General features: G+C 71.9%; 21 protein-coding genes. 7 read left to right on the plus strand and 14 right to left on the minus strand.

Annotated elements, in window-relative coordinates; all coding sequences use genetic code 11:
* Positions 1–428 precede the first annotated feature (428 nt).
* On the plus strand, positions 429–1,637 hold the full coding sequence (locus ACWEFL_RS12735; RefSeq protein WP_451710948.1) for a THUMP-like domain-containing protein: 1,209 nt from the start codon (positions 429–431) through the stop codon (positions 1,635–1,637).
* Positions 1,638–1,806: 169 nt separating this feature from the next.
* On the opposite strand, the gene ACWEFL_RS12740 is transcribed toward ACWEFL_RS12735, so the two are convergent.
* The 7 genes from ACWEFL_RS12740 to tsaB form a co-directional block, all read right to left on the minus strand.
* Complete coding sequence (locus ACWEFL_RS12740; protein ID WP_451710950.1) at positions 1,807–2,415, minus strand: hypothetical protein; 609 nt, start codon at positions 2,413–2,415, stop codon at positions 1,807–1,809.
* Positions 2,416–2,819: 404 nt separating this feature from the next.
* Positions 2,820–4,103, minus strand: coding sequence for an RNA polymerase sigma factor (locus ACWEFL_RS12745; RefSeq protein WP_451710952.1), 1,284 nt, complete (start codon positions 4,101–4,103; stop codon positions 2,820–2,822).
* 134 nt (positions 4,104–4,237) lie between these two features.
* Positions 4,238–4,594 carry a YciI family protein gene (locus ACWEFL_RS12750; protein ID WP_451710953.1) on the minus strand — a complete coding sequence of 119 codons (357 nt, stop codon included), beginning with the start codon at positions 4,592–4,594 and terminating at the stop codon, positions 4,238–4,240.
* Positions 4,595–4,950: 356 nt separating this feature from the next.
* Positions 4,951–5,244, minus strand: a complete 294-nt coding sequence (locus ACWEFL_RS12755) for a hypothetical protein (protein ID WP_451710955.1) — start codon at positions 5,242–5,244, stop codon at positions 4,951–4,953.
* The gene (tsaD, locus tag ACWEFL_RS12760; protein WP_451710956.1) at positions 5,241–6,386 is read right to left on the minus strand and encodes a tRNA (adenosine(37)-N6)-threonylcarbamoyltransferase complex transferase subunit TsaD; all 1,146 of its coding nucleotides are present in this window, start codon (positions 6,384–6,386) and stop codon (positions 5,241–5,243) included. Before tsaD ends, ACWEFL_RS12755 begins: the two co-directional genes overlap by 4 nt.
* A complete protein-coding gene (gene rimI / locus ACWEFL_RS12765) occupies positions 6,386–6,943 on the minus strand; it encodes a ribosomal protein S18-alanine N-acetyltransferase (protein ID WP_451711201.1) in 558 nt (185 codons plus the stop codon). Before rimI ends, tsaD begins: the two co-directional genes overlap by 1 nt.
* 29 nt (positions 6,944–6,972) lie before the next feature.
* Complete coding sequence (gene tsaB / locus ACWEFL_RS12770) at positions 6,973–7,740, minus strand: tRNA (adenosine(37)-N6)-threonylcarbamoyltransferase complex dimerization subunit type 1 TsaB (protein ID WP_451710958.1); 768 nt, start codon at positions 7,738–7,740, stop codon at positions 6,973–6,975.
* Between the two features lie 116 nt (positions 7,741–7,856).
* Between tsaB and ACWEFL_RS12775 the strand changes: the two genes are divergently transcribed.
* On the plus strand, positions 7,857–8,405 hold the full coding sequence (locus tag ACWEFL_RS12775) for a hypothetical protein (protein WP_451710960.1): 549 nt from the start codon (positions 7,857–7,859) through the stop codon (positions 8,403–8,405).
* A 235-nt stretch (positions 8,406–8,640) separates the two neighbouring features.
* Here the strand turns inward: ACWEFL_RS12775 and ACWEFL_RS12780 are convergent, their stop codons facing one another.
* From ACWEFL_RS12780 to ACWEFL_RS12800, 5 genes are all read right to left on the minus strand, one after another.
* Positions 8,641–8,835: a hypothetical protein gene (locus ACWEFL_RS12780; protein WP_451710962.1), complete on the minus strand. Its 195-nt coding sequence runs from the start codon at positions 8,833–8,835 to the stop codon at positions 8,641–8,643.
* A gap of 150 nt (positions 8,836–8,985) precedes the next feature.
* Complete coding sequence (tsaE, locus tag ACWEFL_RS12785) at positions 8,986–9,549, minus strand: tRNA (adenosine(37)-N6)-threonylcarbamoyltransferase complex ATPase subunit type 1 TsaE (protein ID WP_451710964.1); 564 nt, start codon at positions 9,547–9,549, stop codon at positions 8,986–8,988.
* Complete coding sequence (locus ACWEFL_RS12790; RefSeq protein WP_451710966.1) at positions 9,521–10,756, minus strand: alpha/beta fold hydrolase; 1,236 nt, start codon at positions 10,754–10,756, stop codon at positions 9,521–9,523. Before ACWEFL_RS12790 ends, tsaE begins: the two co-directional genes overlap by 29 nt.
* A gap of 91 nt (positions 10,757–10,847) precedes the next feature.
* On the minus strand, positions 10,848–12,089 hold the full coding sequence (gene alr / locus ACWEFL_RS12795) for an alanine racemase (protein WP_451710968.1): 1,242 nt from the start codon (positions 12,087–12,089) through the stop codon (positions 10,848–10,850).
* Positions 12,090–12,488: 399 nt separating this feature from the next.
* On the minus strand, positions 12,489–13,940 hold the full coding sequence (locus ACWEFL_RS12800; RefSeq protein ID WP_451710970.1) for an NAD(P)H-hydrate dehydratase: 1,452 nt from the start codon (positions 13,938–13,940) through the stop codon (positions 12,489–12,491).
* A gap of 242 nt (positions 13,941–14,182) precedes the next feature.
* Here ACWEFL_RS12800 and ACWEFL_RS12805 point away from each other — a divergent pair, with 242 nt between their 5' ends.
* The 3 genes from ACWEFL_RS12805 (at position 14,183) to ACWEFL_RS12815 (ending at position 18,365) form a co-directional block, all read left to right on the plus strand.
* Positions 14,183–14,761, plus strand: coding sequence for a hypothetical protein (locus ACWEFL_RS12805; RefSeq protein ID WP_451710972.1), 579 nt, complete (start codon positions 14,183–14,185; stop codon positions 14,759–14,761).
* Between the two features lie 2 nt (positions 14,762–14,763).
* Complete coding sequence (locus ACWEFL_RS12810) at positions 14,764–17,025, plus strand: endoglucanase (protein ID WP_451710974.1); 2,262 nt, start codon at positions 14,764–14,766, stop codon at positions 17,023–17,025.
* 113 nt (positions 17,026–17,138) lie between these two features.
* Positions 17,139–18,365, plus strand: a complete 1,227-nt coding sequence (locus ACWEFL_RS12815; protein WP_451710976.1) for a serine hydrolase domain-containing protein — start codon at positions 17,139–17,141, stop codon at positions 18,363–18,365.
* Positions 18,366–18,464: 99 nt separating this feature from the next.
* Here ACWEFL_RS12815 and ACWEFL_RS12820 read toward each other — a convergent pair whose 3' ends face one another.
* Together ACWEFL_RS12820 and glmS are read right to left on the minus strand one after the other, a co-directional pair.
* A complete protein-coding gene (locus ACWEFL_RS12820; protein WP_451710978.1) occupies positions 18,465–18,833 on the minus strand; it encodes a holo-ACP synthase in 369 nt (122 codons plus the stop codon).
* A gap of 142 nt (positions 18,834–18,975) precedes the next feature.
* A complete protein-coding gene (gene glmS / locus ACWEFL_RS12825) occupies positions 18,976–20,823 on the minus strand; it encodes a glutamine--fructose-6-phosphate transaminase (isomerizing) (protein ID WP_451710979.1) in 1,848 nt (615 codons plus the stop codon).
* 195 nt (positions 20,824–21,018) lie between these two features.
* On the opposite strand from glmS, the gene coaA reads away from it, so the two are divergent.
* On the plus strand, positions 21,019–22,014 hold the full coding sequence (coaA, locus tag ACWEFL_RS12830) for a type I pantothenate kinase (RefSeq protein WP_451710980.1): 996 nt from the start codon (positions 21,019–21,021) through the stop codon (positions 22,012–22,014).
* A gap of 13 nt (positions 22,015–22,027) precedes the next feature.
* Positions 22,028–23,008, plus strand: a complete 981-nt coding sequence (locus tag ACWEFL_RS12835) for a DUF389 domain-containing protein (RefSeq protein WP_451710982.1) — start codon at positions 22,028–22,030, stop codon at positions 23,006–23,008.
* The last annotated feature ends 60 nt before the right edge of the window (positions 23,009–23,068 follow it).

The raw sequence follows: 23,068 nt of genomic DNA on the forward strand, positions 1-23,068 counted from the left end.
TGTCGCTGTCTTCCTGGGTGATGACACCGCAACCGGTGCCGAAGAGGCCCAGGAGAAGGGCTGCCGCGACGGCGCGGCGGCACGATCGGCCACGGGCGGCCCGCGCACCGGTCGGCCGGCCGCGTGGCCGGGGGACAGGGTGGCCGACCGTGTGCCGAGGGTCCCGCTCGTTCGCCGGGCCGCCTGCCGAACCGACCCCCGAACCGACCCCAGGACCGGCTGCCGGTCCGGCTGCCGAACAGACCGCCGGACCGGCTGCCTGCCCGGCACCCCGGCCCTCGGCCGTCGCTTTTCCCGCTTGTCTGACTAGCTGCATGGCGCTGGATCCTGTCAGCGCGGATCAGCCGGACCCGGCCGACACCGCGGCCACCGGTGGAGAGTGACCCTCCTGGTCCACAGCGGAGACGGCACCTGGCCCACAATGGACAATGGACCGGGTGAACGACCTCTCCGCCCTCCTCACCGACGAGGGCCAGGCCCTGCTCGCCGAAGTCCGGGACCACGACCACTCCCAGGAGTTGGCGATCGCCACCCGCCTCCGCCGCGATCACCCCGCCGAACTGGTCTCGGCGGCACTCGGCCAGGCGCGGCTGAGGCAACGCGCGGTGGCGAAGTTCGGCGAGCACGACGCGTACCGCATGTACTTCACGCCGAACGGTGTCGAGCAGGCGACCCGTAAACCGGTCGCCGAGTACCGGGCCGCCCGCTTCGCCGCCCTCGGGGTGCGCAGCGCGGCGGATCTGTGCAGCGGCGTCGGCGGCGACGCGATCGCCCTGGCACGCGCCGGCATCCGGGTGCTGGCCGTCGACCGGGACCCGCTGACCGCCTCCGTCGTCCGCGCGAACGCCGAGGCCCTCGGGCTCGCCGACCTGATCGAGGTCCGGTGCGCGGATGTCATGGCGACCGACACCTCGGCGTACGACGCCGTCTTCGTGGACCCGGCCCGCCGGGGCGGCCGTGGCCGGGTCTTCGACCCGGAGGCGTACTCACCGCCGCTGTCCTGGGCGATCGCCGCGGCCCGCACCCGTCCGCACGCGGCCCTCAAGATCGCGCCCGGTGTCCCGCACGAGCTGGTTCCCGCCGACGCCTCGGCGGAGTGGATCTCGTACGAAGGCGATGTGAAGGAGGCGGTCCTCTGGTTCGGCACGGCACCGGACACGCGCACCGGCACGGTACCGGGTGGGATCGCCGCGACCCTGCTGCCGGGGCCGTACACGCTGACCGGCCGTGGCCTCCCGAACCCCGCGGTCCGTCCCGTCGGCCGCTTTCTCTACGAGCCGGACGGGGCGGCGATCCGCGCGCATCTGGTCGCCGAGGTCGCCGCCGAGGTGGACGGCGGTCTGATCGACGAGACGATCGCCTACATCGCCTCGGACGTTCTGCGGGCGGTTCCGTACGCCACCGCGTACGAGATCACCGACGAACTCCCCTTCAGCCTCAAGAAGCTGAAAGCCCTGGTGCGCGAGCGTGAGATCGGTGTGCTGACGGTGAAGAAGCGGGGCTCGGCGGTGGAGCCCGAGGAACTGCGGCGCAGGGTGAAGCCACAGGGGCCGAACGCCGCGACGGTGTTCCTGACGAGGGTGGCGGGAGCGCCCACCATGCTGATCGGCGGGCCCGTGCGAACGGAGTCGCCCTGATGTGCCCCCGCGGCCCGAAGGCGTACTCACCGGCGGACCGCTGACGCGGCTCGTCGCACGGCCGCGCTCGGGCCGGACATGGACCGGACGCGGGCCGGACATGACCGGAGGCGGATCGGAGGCGGATCGGAGGCGCGGACGCCGCGGGTTCACCGGCAAGCCTCTCCGGTCAGCGGTGTGCTCCTCCGCGTTCGCGGGACGGGACCGCGGTGAGGAGGCCGGCGGCCCAGCGATGGTGGGCGATGGTCTTCGTCAGGCCCAGGACCCCCGCCGCGCAGAGGAGAACGCCCGTGCCCACCAGGAAGGTGGTGAGGCTGGTGGTCGTGCCGCCGACGGGCGCGGGGCTCGTGAGCGCGGTGACGGTGAGCCAGAGGCCCGTCGTGGTGAGCGCGAGGGACAGAAGCAGCCAGGCCGAGGTCATACCGGGCCACTGGAAGCGGGTGTCACCGACCGGGTCGCGGTCCAGATCCCCCCACTGGCGGAGCAGATCGCGTACGGCCCGGTCGCGGCGGACCCCGATGACCAGGGCGATGCCGGACGGCACCAGAACCGGGAGAGCCAGGACGCAGAAGGCGGCGGAGAAGACCAGAGTGAACGCGTCCACGGTGTCTTCGAGGGAGATCAGCGCCGTGCTGACCAGCGCCCAGCCCAGTTCGCTCCCCGCCACCACCAGCAGGAAGAGCGCCAGCCTGGCCGGGCCGACGGATTGGCGCGTCAATTCGGTCAGGGCCGCGGTCCGGTCCGCGAACAGGGCGTCGCGGTCCTGGCGGGACCGCATCCGCTCACATGGTGGGGGTGGGGGGAGCGCGGGGGGCATGGCGCGAGACTATCGAGCGCCGACGTGGTACCAGTCCGTCCCGCCGAACGCCGCGCTATCACCGCGCCCTCACCGCCCGCCTCGGCCTGGCCGCCCCAGCCGTCCATGAACCGTCCATGAACCGTCGGCCCAGCCGCCGTGGGTCCGGGTTGGGACAGGTCGCGAACCCGGTCCGGTCTGTGCACGGTCCGGATGCCGCTCCTCCTTCGCTTTCCGGTCCGGAACTTCCTGGTTCGGAATTTCCCGGTCCGGATCCTGCGCCCGGCCCCGGCTCCGGCCCTGATTCGGATCCTGGGCCCAACCCTGGACCCTGTCCCGGTCCCGGTCTCCCGGTCCGGGTGCGGCCCCGTACCCGTACCCCTCAGTCAGCCGTCCGTCCCCCCGCCGACTCCCCCCGCGCGTGCCCGCAACAACTCGCGCTCCCTCTCGTTCCGGGTCAGCTCGGCCGCCCGTTCGAACTCCCGGCGGGCCTCCGCCGTGCGGCCGAGGCGGGCGAGCAGGTCTCCGCGAACGCTCGGCAGGAGGTGGTACTCCTTCAGTGCGGGGGCCGACGCGACCGCGTCCACCAGGGGAAGGGCCGACTCGGGGCCGTATGCCATGGAGACGGCGACGGCACGGTTCAGTTCGATGACCGGGGACGGGACGATGGACGTGAGCCGGTCGTACAAGGTGGCGATGATCCGCCAGTCGGTGTCCTCGTAGCGGACGGCTCGGGCGTGGCAGGCGGCGATCGCCGCCTGGAGGACGTACGGCCCCGGCGGGCCGCCCAGCGCGTTGGCGCGGGCGAGAGCCGTGAAACCCCGCTGAATGAGGAGTTTGTTCCAGCGGGTGCGGTTCTGGTCGGCGAGGAGGACGGGTGCGCCGTCCGGAGCGGTGCGGGAGGCGATGCGGGACGCCTGGATCTCCAGCAGCGCGCTCAGGCCGTGGACTTCGGATTCGCCGGGCATGAGGCCGGCGAGCACCCGGCTCAGGCGGAGCGCGTCCTCGCAGAGGGCGGGGCGGAGCCAGTCGTCGCCCCTGGTGGCGGAGTAGCCCTCGTTGAAGACGAGGTAGACGACTTCCAGTACGGACCCGAGGCGGGCGGCGCGATCGGGTCCGTACGGCACCTCGAAGGGGACGCCCGCCGCGGCGAGGGAACGTTTCGCCCGGACGATGCGCTGGGCGATCGCCGCCTCCGTGGCGAGGAAGGCTCGCGCGATCTCCTCCGTGGTCAGCCCGCCCAGCAGCCGCAGGGTGAGCGCGATCCGGGCGTCGGTCGACAGCACCGGATGGCAGGCGGTGAAGATCAGCCGCAGAAGGTCGTCGTCGATGTCGTCGGCGTCCGTCAGCAGGGCCGGTTCGGCGGGCGGCGGGACGTCTTCGAGGGCGCGCCCGACCTCCGCCAGCTTGCGGGCGTAGGTCTCCTTGCGGCGTACGAGATCGATGGCGCGGCGCTTGGCGACCGCCGTGAGCCAGGCTCCGGGTCTCTCCGGGACGCCTGATCGCGGCCACTGCTCCAGCGCGGCGACCAGGGCGTCCTGCGCGATCTCCTCGGCAATGCCCACATCCCGGACGATCCTGGTGACACCGGCGATGATCCGCGCCCGCTCGATCCTGAATGCCGCTTCCACCGCGCCCGCGGGCGTGTCCGCCGTGCTTACTGTCGTCACGGCAATCCATCAGAACAGCCCCGGGCAGCGGCGGCAACCGCGACGGATCCGGACCGGTCCGGGGCGAGTCCGGAGCGGTCCGGGGCGAGTCCGGAGCGGTCCGGGGCAGTCCCGTCGGTACCGGTCAGTTCATGTCAGTCCTCGGAGATCTGGCGCACCTCGGCGGTGACCGTCCACTGGTCGTCGTGGACCTGGAGGAAACGCTTCGCCCATTCCAGCGCCTCGGCCTTGTCCTTGCACTGCGTGATCGAGTAGCCGCCGATCACTTCCTTGCTCTCGGTGAACGGCCCGTCGGTGTACGACAGCTTGCCGCCGGCCCAGGTGACGCGGGTGCCGTCGGCGGTCGGGGTGAGGCCGGCCGTGTCGAGCATGACCCCGGCCTTGGTGATCTCTTCGAGCAGGGCGCCCATCCGCTCGCCCATCTCCTCGCTGAAACCTTCGGCGGGGATGTTGTTCTCATCGATACGGATCATGGTCAGAAAGCGCGGCATGGTGACTCCTCGGTCGAACCGGCCGACGCGGCGGTCGCGGCGGTCGCGGCAGTCGCTGCGGTTGCTGCGGTTGCTGCCTTCGCTGCGGTTGCTGTGATCGCGGCGGTCGAACCGGTCGATTCGTTCGGTGTGGTCGTGGCGGCGGGATCGTTCCCGCCGCCCTCTCTCACCCCTCTGTCGAACGGGAGACGACCGGATCGACACCTTCCGCGAAATTCTCCGAAGTTTTCTTCCCGGCGGCCACCGGAGCCTGGCCGACCCCGGCCCCGACCCCGACCCCGGCCGCGACCCCGACCCCGCCCGGCAGCACGACCGGCGCCGTCAGGGAACCCGCCGCCGACCCCGGACGTCGGCGGTCAGTCGGTTCCCAGCGATTCGAAGCGCCAGCGGTGCACCGGCCTGGTGATCAGGTCCGCCGCGGGCTCCGGCAGTTCCGGAAGCTCCGCACCCGCGCCGACGCTCCCGGCCGGGCCCTCACCCGCGTCCGCCATCTGCCACCACGTGATGACCAGCACCCGGTCCCGCCCGGCCCGGAAGGACTCGCGGCGCAGCGGATCACGGGCCAGTTCCTGGGCCCGGGCCCACTCCAGCAGCTCCGCGCCCCGGCCCTGGACCGCCCGCGCCTCCCACATCAACGCCACGACGGTCATGAGTACAGGTTGTCCTTACTGACCTCGTGCACATGGTCGTGAGAGTGAGCATGAGCATGGGAGTGGGAGTGGGAGTCCGTATGGGCGTGGGCACGGGACTGGCCCGGCACATGCGGGTCCGTCACCGGCAGCGAGGAGTCCGCCGACAGCTCCAGATCCGATGCGGGCCGGTTCCGCGCCACCATCTCCGCGCCCAGTGCCGCCACCATCGCCCCATTGTCGGTGCACAGTCCGGGGCGGGGCACCCGCAGCCGGATGCCCGCGCGCTCGCAGCGCTCCTCGGCCAGCGCCCGCAGCCGGGAGTTGGCGGCCACACCGCCGCCGATCATCAGATGATCGACGCCTTCGTCCACACAGGCCCGTACGGCTTTACGGGTCAGCACATCGACCACCGCCTCCTGGAAGGAGGCCGCCACATCCCGTACCGGGACGTCCTCCCCCGCCGCCCGCTTGGCCTCGATCCAGCGGGCCACCGAGGTCTTGAGACCGGAGAAGGAGAAGTCGTACGCGGGGTCCCGCGAGCCCGTCAGTCCGCGCGGGAACGCGATCGCCGCCGGGTCGCCCTCCCTCGCCAGCCGGTCGATGACGGGTCCGCCGGGGAAGCCCAGATCCAGCACGCGCGCGATCTTGTCGAACGCCTCGCCCGCCGCGTCGTCGATCGTCGCGCCCAGCGGCCGTACATCGCTGGTGATATCGGGCGCGAGCAGCAGCGAGGAGTGGCCGCCGGAGACCAGCAGCGCCATCGTGGGCTCGGGCAGCTTGCCGTGCTCCAACTGGTCGACGCAGATGTGCGAGGCCAGGTGGTTCACTCCGTAGAGGGGCTTGCCCAGCGCGTAGGCGTACGCCTTGGCCGCCGACACCCCCACCAGCAGCGCGCCCGCGAGGCCGGGCCCGGCCGTGACCGCGATCCCGTCGAGGTCCCGCGCGGAGACCCCCGCCTCCTTCAGTGCGCGCTCGATCGTCGGAACCATCGCCTCCAGGTGCGCGCGGGAGGCGATCTCCGGGACCACTCCGCCGAAGCGGGCGTGGGTGTCGACGCTGGACGCGACGGCGTCGGCGAGCAGGGTCGTGCCGCGTACGACGCCGACGCCCGTCTCGTCGCAGGAGGTCTCGATACCGAGTACGAGCGGTTCGTCAGCCATCAGTGAACATTCCCTTGCACATGGAGCCGCATGACGAGCGCGTCGACGTTGGCGGGCTGGTAGTAGCCGCGGCGGATTCCGATGGGCTCGAAGCCGAAGCGCTCGTACAGCTTCTGGGCCCTGGTGTTGTCCACCCGGACTTCGAGGAGTACTTCCTCGCACTCGAAGGCGGTGGCGTGGCGCAGCAGATCGGTGAGGAGGCGCGCGCCGAGACCTGTGCCCCACTTCTCGCGGGCGACCGCGATGGTCAGCACGTCGCCGAGGCCGCCGGCCGCCGCCAGACCCGCGTATCCGACGATGGCTCCCCCGCCGGTCTTCCCGTTGTCGCCCTGGTCGTTGTCGTTGTCGTTCTGGTCGTTGTCGTTCTCGCGTTTCGCGTCGTTCGCGTCGCTGTCAGGGCTGCCGGTCCCTCCGGCCTCCGCCACGACGTATCGGCGGGTGGCGCGCGGCCCGCGCGCGTGGGCGAGATCGGACCAGAACATCCCGAGCGACCAGGCGTCCTCGGGGAAGAGATCCCGTTCCAGCTCGTACACGGGCCCGATGTCCCACCAGCGCATCTCGCGCAGGACGGGATCCTGTACGTCCGTCACTTCGGGGTGACCACCTTGTAGTTCTTCGGCACCTGGGCGTCCGGCCTGCGCAGGTACAGCGGCAGCGGCGGAAGGAACCCCGTCGTGGACGGGAGATCGCCGGGCGTCGGGGCACCGTCGGAACCACCGGCAGCGGCATCCGCCACGGCCGGCACGTCATCGGCCGGCACGTCCACGACCGCGCTCGCCGCCACGGCCCCGGCCGCGAGTCTCTCCGCGGCGAGCGACGCCAGCGCGCCGGCGCGGACATGCTCGGGGCCGCGCGCGTCCGGGAAGGCGTCGGGGTAGAGCAGCGCCCCCGCTCCGACGACCGGCAGACCCGCGACCCGCTCGGCGATCTCGGACGGCCGGTCCACGGCGGGCTCGCCGACCCGCTCGCGCGCGGACGCGTAGGGCGCCCAGTAGACCTCCTTGCGGCGCGCGTCGGTCGCCACCACGAAGGGCTCGTCGAGACCGCTCGCGTACGCGAGCCCGTCCAGCGTGCACAGCCCGTACACCGGCACGCCCAGCGCCGAGGCGAAGGTCGCGGCCGTCACCAGGCCGACCCGGAGTCCGGTGTACGGGCCGGGGCCGACGCCCACGACCACCCCGGTGACGGCGTCGAGTTTCACCCCGGCATCGGCGAGCACCCGGTCGACGGCGGGCAGCAGGAGTTCGCCGTGGCGGCGCGCGTCGACGCGGCTGGACTCGGCGATGACGCGGTCGCCGTCGTGGAGGGCGGCGGTGACGGCGGGCGTGGCGGTATCTACGGCGAGCAGGAGCACGCAAACAGCCTACGGCTCCCGCGCCGGGCGCACGGCTCCCGCTCTCAGGGGTGCGGCGGCTGCTACCGTCGCCCACGGGTACGTTCGATTCGAAGAGCTTCGAGAGGTGGCGCACGGTGGCACGGAGCAGCTCGGGACTGGTGGCCGGGCTCACGGCGACCGCTCTGGCCGCCGTCTGTTTCCTCGCCTATCAGGCGCAGGCGAGCGTTTCCGACGCCAAGGGCAAGCTCGGGACCCCGAGTGCGGCGCCCACGTCGAAGTCCCCCCAGAAGACAGTGGATCCGCAGGCTCTGCCCGTGAACTCGGGCAGTGGTGTGCGGGTCGTCTACGGGCTTGTGGCCAAGCGCGTCTGGCTGGTCGACGGGCAGAACAAGGTGTCGCGCACCTTCGAGGTCATGCCGTCGACCGTGAACCCCTCGCCCGGCTCGTACTCGGTGACCTCACGGTCAGGGACGATCCCCGGCTCGGACGGGCAGCCGATCGAGCACGTGGTGCGGTTCGCCACCGTCGAGAAGGTCTCGATCGGTTTCAGCGCCGCGGTGAACGGATCGATGAAGAGCCCCGACCCCGAGAAGAAGACCGGGGGCGTGCGGATGACACGCGCGGACGGCAACGCGATGTGGAAGTTCGCGGCGATCGGCTCGAAAATCGTCGTCGTTCCGTAGTCCCGTGGTCCCGTGGTCCCGTGGTCCCGTGGTCCCGTGGGGCCTCTCGTTCGGATCTTGCCCCCAGGGGCGCGGGAGAGCGGCCGGAATCCGTGGCCGCGAAACCGCTCGTACGAAGGACGCGGCGCGGACGGGAGTGGGCGCGGCCGGGCGGTCCGTCCCGTCGGTCGACGTCCCGCGAGCCCGTGGCGAGAACAGGCGAGATCACGCGACCGACCCGTACCCGTACGCGGTACTACGCGGCGTCGAGCGACTCCCCCTCCGAGCGCGATTCGGGGCACGGCGGGGTCGAGACCGCGCTCGCGGCGGCGCACGACGCCAGCAGCTCACGCATCGAAGGGGCCGGTGACGGTATCCGCGACGGGGCCACCGGCTCGGCGGACTGCTGCCGTGACGGCCGCTGGCCGGGTTCACGCTCGGACGCCTGCATGGATGCCTCCTGGGTCGCGGGGGCAGAGTGGTTAGGTAGACCTAACCAAACTTCCGTACCATGTGACCACGGAGGACACGGCACGCGCAATATTTTCCCGACGTCTTGTCGGAATACCCACAGTCCGGCGCCGGTAACCCGCCAACCGGTTCAGACCACCAGGTCCACGCCGGCCCACCGAGGCCCGTAGCCGGTCAGGGTCACCTCGCGTCGGTCGTCGCCCTCGGGGCGGTCGCCGTCGTCGGCCGTACCGTCCGCGGCGGCGCCCGCCACCGCTCCCCCGTGTCCCACGATCCGGTGGATCACCACATGCAGCCGGTCGTCCGAGAGGTCCTCGACCTTCCCGTCGCCCCACTCCACGACCACGACCGAGTCCGGCAGCGAGACGTCGAGGTCGAGGTCCTCCATCTCGTCGAGTCCGCCTCCGAGCCGGTAGGCGTCCACATGCACCAGGGCGGGCCCGCCGACCAGCGAGGGGTGGACGCGCGCGATGACGAACGTCGGGGAGGTGACCGCGCCGCGCACGCCGAGGCCCTCGCCGAGGCCGCGCGCCAGGGTCGTCTTGCCCGCGCCCAGTTCGCCCGTGAGCATCACCAGATCGCCGGGGCGCAGCAGCTTCGCGAGCCGCCGTCCCAGTTCCTGCATCCGGTCGGCGGAGTCGATCGACGTACGGGCGGCGGACGACTCAGCCGCCGGGCTGTGCGGTGCTTCCATACGGGCCAACGTTAGCCGCTGCCGGTACCGCGCCGACGCGCGCGAGCAGGTCCGCGAGCCGGTCCGTGACGACCTCCGGATGCTCCAGCATGACCAGATGCCCGGCGTCCGGCACGATCACCAGCTCCGAGTCCGGCAGCAGATCCGCGATGGCCTCGCTGTGCGAGCTGGGCGTGACCAGGTCCTTGTCTCCGGCCAGCACGAGCACCGGGACCTCCTGGAAGACGAGGAGCGCGCCCCCCTTCTCGTGGTCGTCGAAGGCCGGGTAGAACTCGGCGACCACGTCGATCGGCGTCGATTCGATCATCCGCTCCGCGAAACGGGCGATGGCCGGGTCCACGTCACGGGACGAGAACGAGTACCGCTTGATGAGGCCCGCGAAGAGATCGGCTGTGGCGCGGCGGCCCCGCTCCACCAGTTCGGCCTGCGAGCCGAGCGCCCGGAGCACACCGGGGAGTACTCGCTTTATGACGTTGACGCCCGCGAGCGGCAGACCGTAGTTCACCTCGCCGAGCGCCCCGCTCGACGTGCCGACGAAGCCGACGCCGACGACCCGTTCCCGTACCAGCTCGGGGAACTGGTCGGCGAGCGCCATCACCGTCATCCCGCCCATGGAGTGCCCGACGAGCACCAGCGGGCCCTCCGGCGCGGCGGCGGCGATGACGGCCATCAGATCGCGGCCGAGCTGCTCGATGGAGACCGGCACCCGGTCGGGGCCCTGCTGGGACGCGCCGCGCTCGGAGCGGCCGTGGCTGCGCTGGTCCCAGTGCACGGTACGGACCAGTCCGCGCAGGGCGGCGCGCTGGAAGTGCCAGGAGTCCTGGCTGAGGCAGTAGCCGTGGGAGAAGACGACGGTGACGGGAGCGGGGGTCTTGCGGCCGAAGAGTCTGCGGCGGCGCGGGCCGCCCGCGTCGGGGTCGATCTCGTCGATCTCGTAGTGGAGCTGGGTGCCGTCGTCGGCGAGCGCCTTGCCCGGCACGCCGCGCAGTGATCCGTACGGTCCCGAGGCGTCGAGTGCGAGGCGGGCCTTCTTGCGCATGCCCCGGCCGACGGTGACGCGTTCGATCGCGACGCCCGCCGCCGCCCCGGCGGCGAGCACGCCTATCGCGGCGCCGGCGAAGCCCGCGCGACGCCAGTTGCCGGTCGTGGCGGCCGAGGCGACGTCCGCCGCCGCCGCTACGGCGTCCCCCGTGCTGGTATCGCTCACCGTGCCGCTCCTCGTCGTCGCGATGCGTGCTGCGCTGCTGCTTGCCTCAGACGCTCTGGTTCGGGCTGCTCTGGTTCGGGCTGCTCTGGTTCTAGTCGGTCTGAGCCGGGCCGGACTGGGCTGGGCCGGACTGAGCCGGGCCGCTCCGGGTGGGGCCGTTCTCGTCCGGTGCGGCCTCGTTCGGGCCGCTCTCGTTCAGATAGACGCGTGGAACCCTCGCGCCGATGCGCGTGACGATCTCGTACGCGATGGTGCCCGCCGCCCGGGCCCAGTCCTCGGCGGTGGGCTCGCCCCTGTCGCCGGGGCCGAACAGCAGCGCCTCGTCGCCTTCCTTGACCTTCTGCCCGCCGAGATCGACGACGAACTGGTCCATGGCGACCCGGCCGGCCACGGTCCGCCGCTCACCGCCGACCAGGACCGGGCCCCGGCCGGAGGCGTGGCGCGGGATGCCGTCCGCGTAACCGAGGGGGATGAGGCCGAGGGTCGTCTCGTTCCCGGTGACGTACTGGTGCCCGTAGCTGACGCCGTGCCCCGCGGAGACCTCTTTGACGAGGGCGACGGACGCGGCGAGCGTCATCGCGGGCCGCAGGCCCAGTTCCTGATGGGTCCAGTGGTCGGGGACGGGCGAGACGCCGTACATCGCGATGCCCGTCCGTACGAGGTCGAAGTGGGCGTCGGGGAGGGTGAGGGTCGCCGGGGAGTTGGCCATATGACGGACCTCGGGCTCGATGCCCTCCTTCTCCGCGTACGCGAGCATGTCGCGGAACGCGTCGAGCTGGAGAGGGATCGAGGGGTGGCCCGGCTCGTCCGCACAGGCGAAGTGGGACCACACGCCGGTGACCTTGACCGTCCCCTCGGCCTCGGCCGCGCGGGCGGCGGCGACGAGTTCGGGCCAGTCGGCGGGCTGGCAGCCGTTGCGTCCCAAGCCGGTGTCGGCCTTGAGCTGGATACGGGCGGGGCGGCCCGCCTCGCGAGCGGCGGCGGCGGCCTCGGTGAGTGCCCACATGCCGCTGACCGCCATGTCGAGCCCGGCCTCGACGCCCTCCCGCCAGGGGTCGCCCGGTGTCCAGAGCCAGCACAGCACCGGCGCTTCGACACCGGCGGCGCGCAGCGCGAGCGCCTCGTGCGGGGTGGCGGTCCCGATCCAGGTGGCCCCGGCCTCCAGAGCGGCCCTGGCGCAGGGCAGCGCGCCGTGTCCGTACCCGTCCGCCTTCACGACGGCCATCAGCTGGGCGCCGGGCGTGCGGGCGTTCAGCGCGCGCACATTGGCGCGCAGGGCGGCGAGATCGATCTCGGCGCGGGCTCGTGGAGACGTGACAGGTGTCCGGTTCATCGCGCCCAGTCTCTCAGAGCCCTACGCCATCGCCCGTCCAACAGGTCCCGGTTTCAACGAGACCGTCCGTGTGCGCTTGCTCACGGGAGAGCGGGCCGTCCCACGGGAGAAGCCGCCCCCGCACTCACCTGCATGGGGACGCGCCCGCCTGGGCGGATGCGAGGGAATCCGGCCATTCGGGTGGTTTGGGGTCGCGGAGTCGCGGGGGGCGACCGGGACGGGTGGACGCGCGGGCGGGTCCGTACACCCGCCCCCGCAGGGCGGACCCGCACCCCGTCCACGCGAGCGCGGGCGTGGGCGTGGGCACGCCGGATCGGTTCGCTCCCGCCCAGGCGCGGGCCGGGGCGGCCCGAGCCACGCCCACCACCACCGAGACCGCACGGCACCGCGGCACCGCGGCTACCCCCGGCGGACGTCCCTCCACGCCAGGCCCAGGTTCTCCGCCACCTCGTATGAAGTGATCGGCGTTGCCGACGACGCCGCGTGGCGTGCCGCCAGGCCGTGGAGGTAGGCGGCCGCCGAGGCCGCGTCCCGAGGGGGGAGGCCGGTGGCGAGGAGGGAGCCGGCGAGACCGGAGAGGACGTCGCCGCTGCCGGCCGTGGCGAGCCAGGGGGTGCCCATGGGATCGACCCGGACAGGAGGCCCGCCCGGCCGGTGGACGCCGGGCGCGGCGATCAGGGTGGTGGAGCCCTTGAGCAGCACCGTCGCCCCGAAACGCGCGGCCAGTTCGCGTACCGACGCAAGGCGGGCGGACTCGACCTCGTCGCGGGTGACGCCGAGCAGCGCGGCGGCCTCACCGGCATGCGGGGTGAGCAGGGTCGGGGCCGCCCGGTCGCGTAGAGCGGACTCGTCCAGCGCGCGCAGGCCGTCGGCGTCCACCAGAACCGGGACGTCGGAGTCGAGGATCTCGTGTACGGGGTCGAGGTCGTCGCCGAGGCCGGGGCCGACCACCCACGCCTGGACTCGGCCCGCCTTCGCGGGCGGCCCGGCGTGCACGAGGGTCTCCGGGAAGCGGGCGATCACGGCGTCCGCCGGGTGGCCGACATAGCGGACCGCGCCCGCGCCGCCGCGCAGGGCCCCCGCGACCGCGAGAACGGCCGCGCCGGGGTAGCGGGCGGAACCGGCGGCGATGCCGACGACCCCGCGCCGGTATTTGTCGCTCTGCACCGCGGGGTCGGGCAACAGCCGGGCCACGTCGGCGTGTTGCAGCGACTCGAGACCGGGGACGGACGGCAGATGCGCGCCGAGGCCGATGTCGACAAGTCGTACCGTGCCCGCGTACTCCCGCGCCGGATCGATCAGCAGGCCCGGCTTGTACGTGCCGAAGGTGACCGTCGCGTCCGCCCGCAGGGCATCGCCGCGCACCTCGCCGCTGTCCGCCTCCACACCGCTCGGGAGATCGACCGCGACGACGACGGCGCCGGAGCCGCGCGCGGCCCGAGCGACGGGAACGGCGTCCGGCCGCAGCCCTCCCTTGCCGCCGATCCCGGTGATGCCGTCGAGGACGAGGTCGGCGGCGGCCAGCGCCTCGAAGGGGTCGTCGGCGATCCGCCCGCCCGCGCCGGTGAGCGCGGCGAGCCCACCCGGATGCGTACGGCCGGGCGCGAGCAGAACCGCGTTGACACCCGCTCCCCTGCGCGCCAGCCGTGCCCCCGCGTAGAGCGCGTCACCGCCGTTGTCCCCGCTGCCGACGAGGAGGACGACCCGCGCTCCGTACACCCGCCCGAGCAGATCCGCGCAGGCCGCCGCCAGTCCGGCGGCGGCACGCCCCATGAGCGCGCCTTCCGGGAGCCGTGCCATCAGCTCGGCCTCGGCGTTTCTGGCGGTGTCCACGCTGTGAGCGGTACGCATGCTCCCGAGTCTGCCCCAGGGCGGGCCCGGCCGCCCCATGTGACCCAAATGCGCCGCGAGAGGTCCGAGTTGCCACCCGCAGGCAGCGGGCGAGACGGGGTTGACGCGACCTCAAGAGCAACTTAGGTTTGCCTTACCTAACCAGCTCCTGAACTCCGGCTGTCTCATGGGCCCGTGAAACCGGCGACCCACGAGACCTGCGAAGACCTAGACTCCCGAACCCCGCGAAAGGTGTCCTCACCATGCGCTCTGCCGCTCGCACCGCCACGCGTACGACCGCTCGCGCCGCCGTCGCCCTGCTCGGGGCCACCGCCCTCACCCTGGGGCTCGCGTCCGCCGCCTCGGCGGCCACCGTCAACCGCACGGTGGTGGACGGCCCGACGTACAACCTCTCCCTCACCGCGCCGAGCACGGCCGCCGCGTCCGGACAGAACGTCACCGTCAGCGGCACCGGATACAACCCCTCCCAGGGCGTGTACGTCGGCCTGTGCGCCATACCCTCGGGCGTCGACGTGACCGACCCCGCCACCTGGGACAAGAAGCCGACCCCGTGTCTGGGCGGCCAGGACCAGGCGGGCACGACCGGCGCCTCGCACTGGATCAACAGCGACTGGTACTGGATGTCCCCGAACAACTCCTCCCCTTACACGGAGGCGAACGGGCGCGGCAGCTTCAGCGTGCAGATCCACGTCAAGGCCCAGATCTCATCCACCGTCACCTGCGGCCAGTCGGGCGTGACCTGCGCGATCGTCACCCGCGCCGACCACTTCGACTCCAACGACCGCAAGTACGACGTCTACGTCCCGGTGACCTTCTCCTAGCCATGGACCCACGCACCAGGGCCAGAACCAAGACCCGGCTCCAACCTCAGCCCAGAGCCGGAGCCAGAGCCAGAGCCAGAGCCAGGACCGGGGCCGGAGCCAGGACCGGGAGACCGGCGGAGAGACGGCGCGGCTTCCTGGCCACCGCGCTGCTCCTGCTCGCGGCGGCGCTGACCGCCGCGAGCCCGGCGCAGGCCGCCACGCCCGGCGAGGCCACCGGCCCCACCGGCCAGAAGCTGAGCGTCTCCGAGACCGAGAACATCGATCCGGCCGGCCAGAAGGTCACCGTGACCGGTACGGGCTATGACGTCACCAAGGGCGTCTACCTGGCCGTCTGCGCCATCCCCGAACGGGGCCGGGAGCCGAGCCCCTGCCTCGGCGGCACCGATATGTCCGGCGCCTCCGGATCCTCGTACTGGATCTCCAACAACCCGCCGCCCTACGGAGAGGGCCTCACCAAGAAGTTCACCGTCACAAGCGACGGCAAGGGCAGCTTCACGCTGGACCTGACCATCAAGGCGAAGGACAGCAGCGCCGACTGCTCCCAGACGGCCTGTGCCGTCGTCACCCGCGCCGACCACACCCATCTCGCCGAGCGCGATCAGGACGTCATCGTCCCGTTCACCTTCGGCAGCGGCGGCGGCGAACCGAACCCCGAGGTCCCGGCCGGGACGGTGCGCCACCAGACCGTACGCACGATCGCCCCGCCGCTCGGCGGCGTCAGCGACGCCGAGGCGGACCCGGAGACCGGACGGCTGTACGTCGCCAACAGCGACAGCACCACCCACCAGTTGACGGTCTACGACTCCGCGAGCGGCGAGGTCGTCGGCACACCGGCCGTTCTGCCCCAGGTGTCCACGGTCCTCGCCCTCGACGCGAAGGCGGGGACCCTGTACCTCGGGCTCGGCAACCGTGTCGGGACGTACGACACCACCACCGGGAAGGTGACGGACAACCGGGCCGAAGTGGCCGGCAACATCAGCTTCCTGGCGGCCGATCCGGGCGCGAACAGGCTCTATGTGGCCACCCAGGAAGGCAGGGCCGGAGCCGTACGGGTCTACGACACCCAGCGGTGGCAGCTCGTCGGCGAACCGGTGAAGCTGCCGTTCCTGCCGGGCGGGCTGGCCGTGGACACCTCGGCGCACATCGGCTACGTCACCTATGTCGGACCGAACACGTCGACCCAGCCGCTCAGCTTCTTCAACATGCTGAACGCGATCGACGGCTCCACCGGGCAGCTCATCGGCTCCCCCCTCGGTCTCGGCACCACCGCGCTGGGCAGCATGGGCGTGACCGTCGACCCGGCCACCCGTACCGGCTATGTGGCCAACCTCGCCGCGGGCACCGTCTTCACGGTGGACCTCAAGGCGAACAAGGTCACCGGCACGCTGGACGTGGGAGCCAACCCGAGGGCCATGGCGTACGACCCCGGAACCGGCCTCCTCTACACGGCGCGGACCACGGCGGCCACGGTCGCCGCGGTGGACCCGGTGAGGAACAAGGTGGTCGAAGTGCTGGCCACCGGGAACGGCCCCAGCGCACTGACGCTGGACCCGAAGACCCACACGCTGTTCTCGGTCGCCGAGGGCAAGGTCACCCAGACGCAGCGCCGCGTCTCGCCGTCCGTGGCCACGTCGCCGAAGCCGGTGTCGGTGAAGGCCGGGGCACGGGCGGAGTTCACGGTGGCGGCGACGGGAACGCCCGCGCCGACCACGAGCTGGGAGGTCAGCACCGACGACGGCGACAGCTGGCGGCCGGTCGCGGGCGCCACGACGGAGCGGCTCTCCTTCGAGGCGGCCGAGACTCAGAACGGCAACCAGTACCGGGCGGTGTTCTCCAACCCGGTCGGGAGCCTGCGTACGGCGGCCGTGATGCTCACCGTCACGGCCGCCGAGGACCCCGATCCCGATCCCGACCCGGATCCGGGCAACGGCTCCGGCGGTTCGAATGCCGGATCAAGCTCGGGATCAAACTCGGGGTCGAGTTCGGGATCAAGCTCCGGATCGAGTTCCGGTACGGGCGGCGGCGACGCTCCCGGCCCGGACGCCCGGTCCGGCGGCGCGTCGCAGGGTTCCACGGTGGGCGGCGGCGACAGCGGCGGCGGTGTTGTGGGCGGCTCATCGGGCAGTGCCTCGGGCGGCGGCGGGAATCTCGCCTCCACCGGTTCGCCGGTCCTCCCGTACGCCGTGTTCGCGGCCGTCCTCGCCACGCTGGGCGTGGCGGCGGTGGCCGTACGCCGCAAGGTCAGGGGTCAGTACAGCTAAGGGTTGGTTGATCGAGCGACCGTACCGGGCAGCGAACGGGACGTGTTCATGGCTGCGGTCGGAGCGCGAAATCGCTGTGCGCACGGAATGGCTGATAGAGGCTCAACTCCGCGGTGACGGGCAACGCGACACCCCCGTCGGGGAGTCCTTCTCGCCGACGCAGTCGACCGAGGGAGCCGAAGATGTCAGCAGGCACGGTCCGCACAGCATTGGTCACGGCGGTGGCGGCACTCGCCACCGCCGTGCTGGTGGCACCCGCCACCGCGCATTCCACCGCGACCGGGGGAGGCGGAGACCGACACGGAGCCACCCAGCGGGCGCTCGAACAGGCGGTACGGGACGGGGTCCCCGGCGCCGTCGCCCAGGCCCGGGACCGGGCCGGAAGCTGGAGCGGCACCGCGGGCGTCGGTGAACTGAGCACCGGGAAGAAACGGAAGGCCCAGGACCGCTACCGGATCGGCTCCATCACCAAGACCTTCGTCGCCACCGTCCTGCTCCAACTGGAGGCCGAGGGGCGGCTCGACCTCGACGACACCGTGGAGCGGTGGCTCCCCGGCACCGTCCGGGGCAACGGCCACGACGGCCGGCACGTCACCCTGCGCCAGCTCCTCAACCACACCAGCGGCATCTACGGCTACACCTCCGACCCCGACTTCCAGGCGAAGATCTTCGGCGAGGGCTTCCTCCAGCACCGCTACGACACCTGGACCCCCGAGCAACTGGTGGGCCTCGCGATGCGGCACAAGCCCTACTTCGCCCCCGGCACCGACTGGCAGTACTCCAACACCAACTACATCCTCGCCGGAATGGTCATCGAGCAGGTGACCGGCCGGGGCTACGAAGCCGAGATCGAACGCCGAATCCTGCGCCCGCTCCAACTCCGCGCCACCTCCGTCCCCAGGACCGACCCCCGGGTGCCGGCCCCCGCGAGCCGCGCCTACTCCCCGCTCACCTCGGACCCGGCCGCGAAGATCCGCGATGTGACCGAGCTGAACCCGTCGCTGGCCGGGGCGGCGGGCGGCATGATCTCCGACTCCAAGGACCTCCAGACGTTCTTCCGCGCCCTGCTGAAGGGCCGACTGCTCCCGTCCGAGCAGCAGAACGCCCTGACCACGACCGTGCCGATCGACCCCCAGCAGCCGGAGTACCGCTACGGCCTCGGCCTCCAGTCCTCCCGGCTCAGCTGCGGCAAGGAGGTCTGGGGCCACGGCGGAGGCATCCACGGCTCTCAGTCCGAGGCGTTCGTCACCCGGGACGCGAGTCATTCGCTGGCGCTGAACTTCAACGGGGACTGGACGGGGAACAGTGCGGCGGTGACCGAGGCGGAGTTCTGCGGGTAGCCGCGAGGTTCTTCGCCTTTACGGGGCTGCCGGGTTCGCCGGGGTGCCGGGGTGCCGGGGTGGAAGCGTTGCGCCCGGACCGTCACCCCTCGGCGCCGGTCACCCCTCGGCGATCGCCACCGCCGAGGCCACCCCCGCGTCATGGCTGAGCGAGATATGCCAGGACCGCACCCCGAGCGCCTCGGCCCGCGCGGCGACCGTGCCGTAGACCCGGAGGTGCGGGCGACCGCTCTCCTCGACGCACACCTCGGCGTCCGTCCAGAGGAGGCCGGCGGGCGCACCGAGGGCCTTGGCGACGGCCTCCTTCGCGGCGAAACGGGCCGCCAGGGAGGCGTAGCCACGGCGTTCCCCGCTGGGCAGCAGCAACTCACGGTCCAGAAAGAGCCGTCCGGCCATGCCGGGAGTCCGCCGCAAGGACGCGGCGAACCGGTCGATCTCGGCGACGTCGATCCCCACCCCGATGATCATCCGACGGTGACCGCCCAGCGCCGGATCCGGCTCCCCGCCCCACTCCGGTCCCCGTACCCTCGCTCCCGGCGAAGGCCCCGGCCCCCCGGTCCGCGCCACCCCTGCCGCCCCTGCCGCCCCTCCCGGAGGCTTCCTCCGACGCTCACTCCACCGTCACCGACTTCGCCAGATTGCGCGGCTGGTCGACCTCGTTGCCGCGCGCCGTCGCCAGCTCACAGGCGAAGACCTGGAGCGGCACCGTCGCCACCAGGGGCTGGAGCAGCGTCGGCGTGGCCGGGATGCGGATGAGATGGTCCGCGTACGGAACGACCGCCTCATCGCCCTCCTCCGCGATCACGATGGTCCGCGCCCCGCGCGCCCGGATCTCCTGGATATTGGAGACGATCTTGTCGTGGAGCACCGAGCGCCCCCGCGGGGACGGCACCACGACCACCACCGGCAGATCCTCCTCGATGAGCGCGATCGGCCCGTGCTTCAGCTCACCGGCCGCGAACCCCTCCGCGTGCATATACGCCAGCTCCTTGAGCTTCAGCGCGCCCTCCAGCGCCACCGGATAGCCCACATGCCGGCCGAGGAAGAGCACGGTGTCCTTCTCCGCGAGGGAGCGCGCCAGCGCCCGCACCGGCTCCATGGTCTCCAGCACCCGGTCGACCTCGCCGGAGATCTTCGCCAGCTCCCGAATGACGGCCTGGATCTCGTCTCCCCACTGGGTGCCACGGACCTGGCCCAGATAGAGGGCGACCAGATAGCAGGCCACGAGCTGCGTCAGAAACGCCTTGGTCGAGGCGACCGCGATCTCGGGGCCCGCGTGGGTGTAGAGCACGGCGTCCGACTCCCGGGGAATCGTCGACCCGTTCGTATTGCAGATGGCCAGCACCCTCGCGCCCTGCTCGCGCGCGTGCCGCAGGGCCATGAGGGTGTCCATGGTCTCGCCGGACTGGGAGATCGCGATCACCAGGGAACGCTGGTCGAGGATCGGGTCCCGGTAGCGGAACTCGCTCGCCAGCTCCACCTCGCACGGGATCCGGGTCCAGTGCTCGATGGCGTACTTCGCGATCAGCCCGGCGTGGAAAGCGGTGCCGCACGCCACGATGACGACCTTCTCGGCCGCCCGCAGCACGGAGGCGGGGATACGGACCTCGTCGAGCGTCAGCGAACCCTCGGCGTCGATCCGGCCGAGGAGCGTATCGGCCACGGCCTTGGGCTGCTCGGCGATCTCCTTGAGCATGAAGTAGTCATAGCCCCCCTTCTCGGCGGCCGACGCGTCCCAGTCCACGTGGTAGCTCCGCACATCCGCGGGAGCCCCGTCGAAGTCGGTGACGATCACTCCGTCCCGCCGCAGCTCCACGACCTGGTCCTGGCCCAGCTCGATCGCGGACCGCGTATGGGCGATGAACGCGGCCACGTCCGACGCGAGGAAGGACTCACCGTCTCCAACGCCCACCACCAGCGGGGAGTTCCGCCGCGCGCCGACCACCGTGTCCGGCTCGTCGGCGTGTACGGCGACGAGGGTGAAGGCGCCCTCCAGCTGCCGGCAGACCTGGCGCATCGACTCGGCGAGGTCACCGCAGGACGAGAACGACTCCGCCAGCAGATGCGCCACGACCTCGGTGTCCGTCTCGGAGGCGAGGTCGTGGCCGCGTCCGCGCAGTTCGGCGCGGAGGGCGGCGAAATTCTCGATGATGCCGTTGTGCACGACGGCGACCCGGCCCGCGTTGTCCAGATGCGGGTGCGCGTTGGCGTCGGTCGGGCCGCCGTGCGTCGCCCATCTGGTGTGCCCGATGGCGGTGGCACCGCTCGGCAGCGGCCGTTCCACCAGTTCCTTCTCCAGGTTGACGAGCTTGCCGGCCTTCTTCGCCGCGGCCAGCCCCCCGTCGGCGAGGACCGCGACGCCGGCGGAGTCGTAGCCCCGGTACTCCAGCCGCTTCAGGCCCGCGATGACCACATCCAGCGCCGACCGCCCGCCGACGTAACCCACGATTCCGCACATGGCCGCAGCCTACGACCATCACCGCGGCCGGCCCCGCGGCACACCGTCCGAGCGCGCGGAGCCCGCCCGTACCGCCGCCCCCCTCACCACTGCGCTCACCGATACGCGAACCGATACGCGAACCGATACGCGCGCCTTGCCCGGCGTGACCTAGCACACGGCCCGTATCCGGCCGGGAGCGCCGACAATGGCCGTGTGATCACTTCGCCGCCACGAAGCACCCACCGCCGGGCCGAGCACGCGTCGACTCCGTACGTCGATCTCACCCGCGCGGAGTGGAGCGCCCTGCGCGACAAGACGCCGCTGCCGCTCAGCGCCGAAGAGGTCGAGCGGCTGCGGGGACTCGGCGACGTCATCGACCTCGACGAGGTGCGGGACGTCTATCTGCCGCTCTCCCGGCTGCTGAATCTGTACGTCAAGGCCACGGGCGAGCTGCGGGGAGCGCTCAACACCTTCCTCGGGGACGCGGGCGGGGGCCAGGGCGAGCAGCGCGGCACCCCCTTCGTCATAGGCGTCGCCGGCTCCGTCGCGGTCGGCAAGTCCACCGCCGCGCGCCTCCTCCAGGCGCTGCTGGCCCGCTGGCCCGAGCACCCGCGGGTGGAACTGGTCACCACGGACGGGTTCCTCCTCCCGATGAAGGAACTCCAGTCCCGCGGACTGATGTCGCGGAAAGGTTTCCCCGAGTCGTACGACCGGCGGGCCCTCACCCGGTTCGTCGCCGACATCAAGGCGGGCAAGGACGAGGTCACCGCGCCCGTCTACTCGCATCTGATCTACGACATCGTCCCCGGTGAGCGCCTGACCGTCCGCCGCCCCGACATCCTCATCGTGGAGGGACTCAACGTCCTCCAGCCCGCGCTGCCGGGCAAGGACGGCCGCACGCGGATGGGGCTCGCGGACTACTTCGACTTCTCCGTCTACGTGGACGCCAGGCCCGAGGACATCGAGCGGTGGTATCTCCACCGCTTCCGCAAGCTCCGGGAGACGGCCTTCCGGGACCCGTTCTCGTACTTCCGGAAGTACACGCAGGTCTCCGAGGAGGAGGCCCTGGAGTACGCCCGTACGATGTGGCGCACCATCAACAAGCCCAATCTGCTGGAGAACGTGGCTCCCACCCGAGGCCGTGCCACGCTGGTGCTGCGGAAGGGCCCGGACCACAAGGTCCAGCGTCTTTCGCTGCGCAAGCTCTGAGGAGTCCCGAGGCGTGCTGCATCTGCGTCTGATCACACCGGCCGACCGCACCGCCGATGTGGTCCGTCTGGTCGAGAACACGGTCGGCACCGCCCATCTCGTCGTCCTTCCGGGCGCGGCCCGCGATCCGCGGGGCGATCTGGTGCTGTGCGATGTGGCCCGTGAGGCGGGCGACGAGCTGATCAGCGGTCTGCGGTCGCTCGGCATCGACGAGACCGGCTCCATCGCCGTGGACGACGTCGGCCTCTCCCTGTCCCGGCGCGCCGATCAGGCGGAGGAGGACGCCCCGGGCGAGGGCGCGGACGCCGTGCTCTGGGAGCACCTGACCGATGTGACGCACGAGGAGTCGACGCTCTCCGTCACCTACATCGCCTTCCTCACGCTGGCGACGATGATCGCCGCGTGCGGCGTCGTCCTCGACAACGCGATCCTCATCGTCGGCGCGATGGCGGTGGGCCCGGAATTCGGCCCCCTGGCGGGCTTCTCCACGGCCGTCGTCCAGCGCAGGCCGCGGCTGGCGTGGCGTTCCCTCCACGCGCTCGTCGTCGGCTTCGCCGTCGCGATGCTGCTCACGGTCGGCTTCAGCCTCTTCATGACGTGGATCGGCCTCTTCGACGAGGTGAAACTCGACGCCGCACGCCCCAACACCAACTTCATCTACCAGCCCGACGCCTTCTCCTTCGTCGTCGCGGTCCTCGCGGGCATCGCCGGCACGCTCTCCCTCACCTCCGCGAAGTCCGGCGCCCTCGTCGGCGTCGCCATCTCCGTCACCACGGTGCCCGCGGCGGCGAACGCGGCGGTCGCCTTCAGCTTCCAGGAGTACCGGCAGGCGTGGGGCTCCACGGAACAGCTGCTCCTGAACCTCCTGGGCATCGTCCTCGCGGGCGTGCTGACCCTGCTGGTCCAGAAGGCCCTCTGGTCCCGCCGCGACCGCACTGCGCACCACCACACCGCGCCGCAGCGCACACCGGGGCCGAAGCCGGATCGCGGGTAGCCGCACGGCCCGCCCCGGACGGCGTACGTACACGGAGAGGGCAGTACGGAGGGCCGGGGC

This window comes from Streptomyces sp. NPDC004838 (genome assembly GCF_053600955.1).

Coding starts and splice junctions, on each gene's coding strand:
- ACWEFL_RS12805 (WP_451710972.1), top strand. CDS start 14,183: ATGCGCTCTGCCGCTCGCACCGCCACGCGTACGACCGCTCGCGCCGCC.
- ACWEFL_RS12755 (WP_451710955.1), bottom strand. CDS start 5,244: ATGACCGTCGTGGCGTTGATGTGGGAGGCGCGGGCGGTCCAGGGCCGG.
- ACWEFL_RS12750 (WP_451710953.1), bottom strand. CDS start 4,594: ATGCCGCGCTTTCTGACCATGATCCGTATCGATGAGAACAACATCCCC.
- ACWEFL_RS12740 (WP_451710950.1), bottom strand. CDS start 2,415: ATGCGGTCCCGCCAGGACCGCGACGCCCTGTTCGCGGACCGGACCGCG.
- ACWEFL_RS12780 (WP_451710962.1), bottom strand. CDS start 8,835: ATGCAGGCGTCCGAGCGTGAACCCGGCCAGCGGCCGTCACGGCAGCAG.
- tsaE (WP_451710964.1), bottom strand. CDS start 9,549: ATGGAAGCACCGCACAGCCCGGCGGCTGAGTCGTCCGCCGCCCGTACG.
- ACWEFL_RS12820 (WP_451710978.1), bottom strand. CDS start 18,833: ATGATCATCGGGGTGGGGATCGACGTCGCCGAGATCGACCGGTTCGCC.
- ACWEFL_RS12810 (WP_451710974.1), top strand. CDS start 14,764: ATGGACCCACGCACCAGGGCCAGAACCAAGACCCGGCTCCAACCTCAG.
- alr (WP_451710968.1), bottom strand. CDS start 12,089: ATGAACCGGACACCTGTCACGTCTCCACGAGCCCGCGCCGAGATCGAT.
- ACWEFL_RS12800 (WP_451710970.1), bottom strand. CDS start 13,940: ATGCGTACCGCTCACAGCGTGGACACCGCCAGAAACGCCGAGGCCGAG.
- tsaD (WP_451710956.1), bottom strand. CDS start 6,386: ATGGCTGACGAACCGCTCGTACTCGGTATCGAGACCTCCTGCGACGAG.
- glmS (WP_451710979.1), bottom strand. CDS start 20,823: ATGTGCGGAATCGTGGGTTACGTCGGCGGGCGGTCGGCGCTGGATGTG.
- ACWEFL_RS12735 (WP_451710948.1), top strand. CDS start 429: ATGGACCGGGTGAACGACCTCTCCGCCCTCCTCACCGACGAGGGCCAG.
- rimI (WP_451711201.1), bottom strand. CDS start 6,943: ATGCGCTGGTGGGACATCGGGCCCGTGTACGAGCTGGAACGGGATCTC.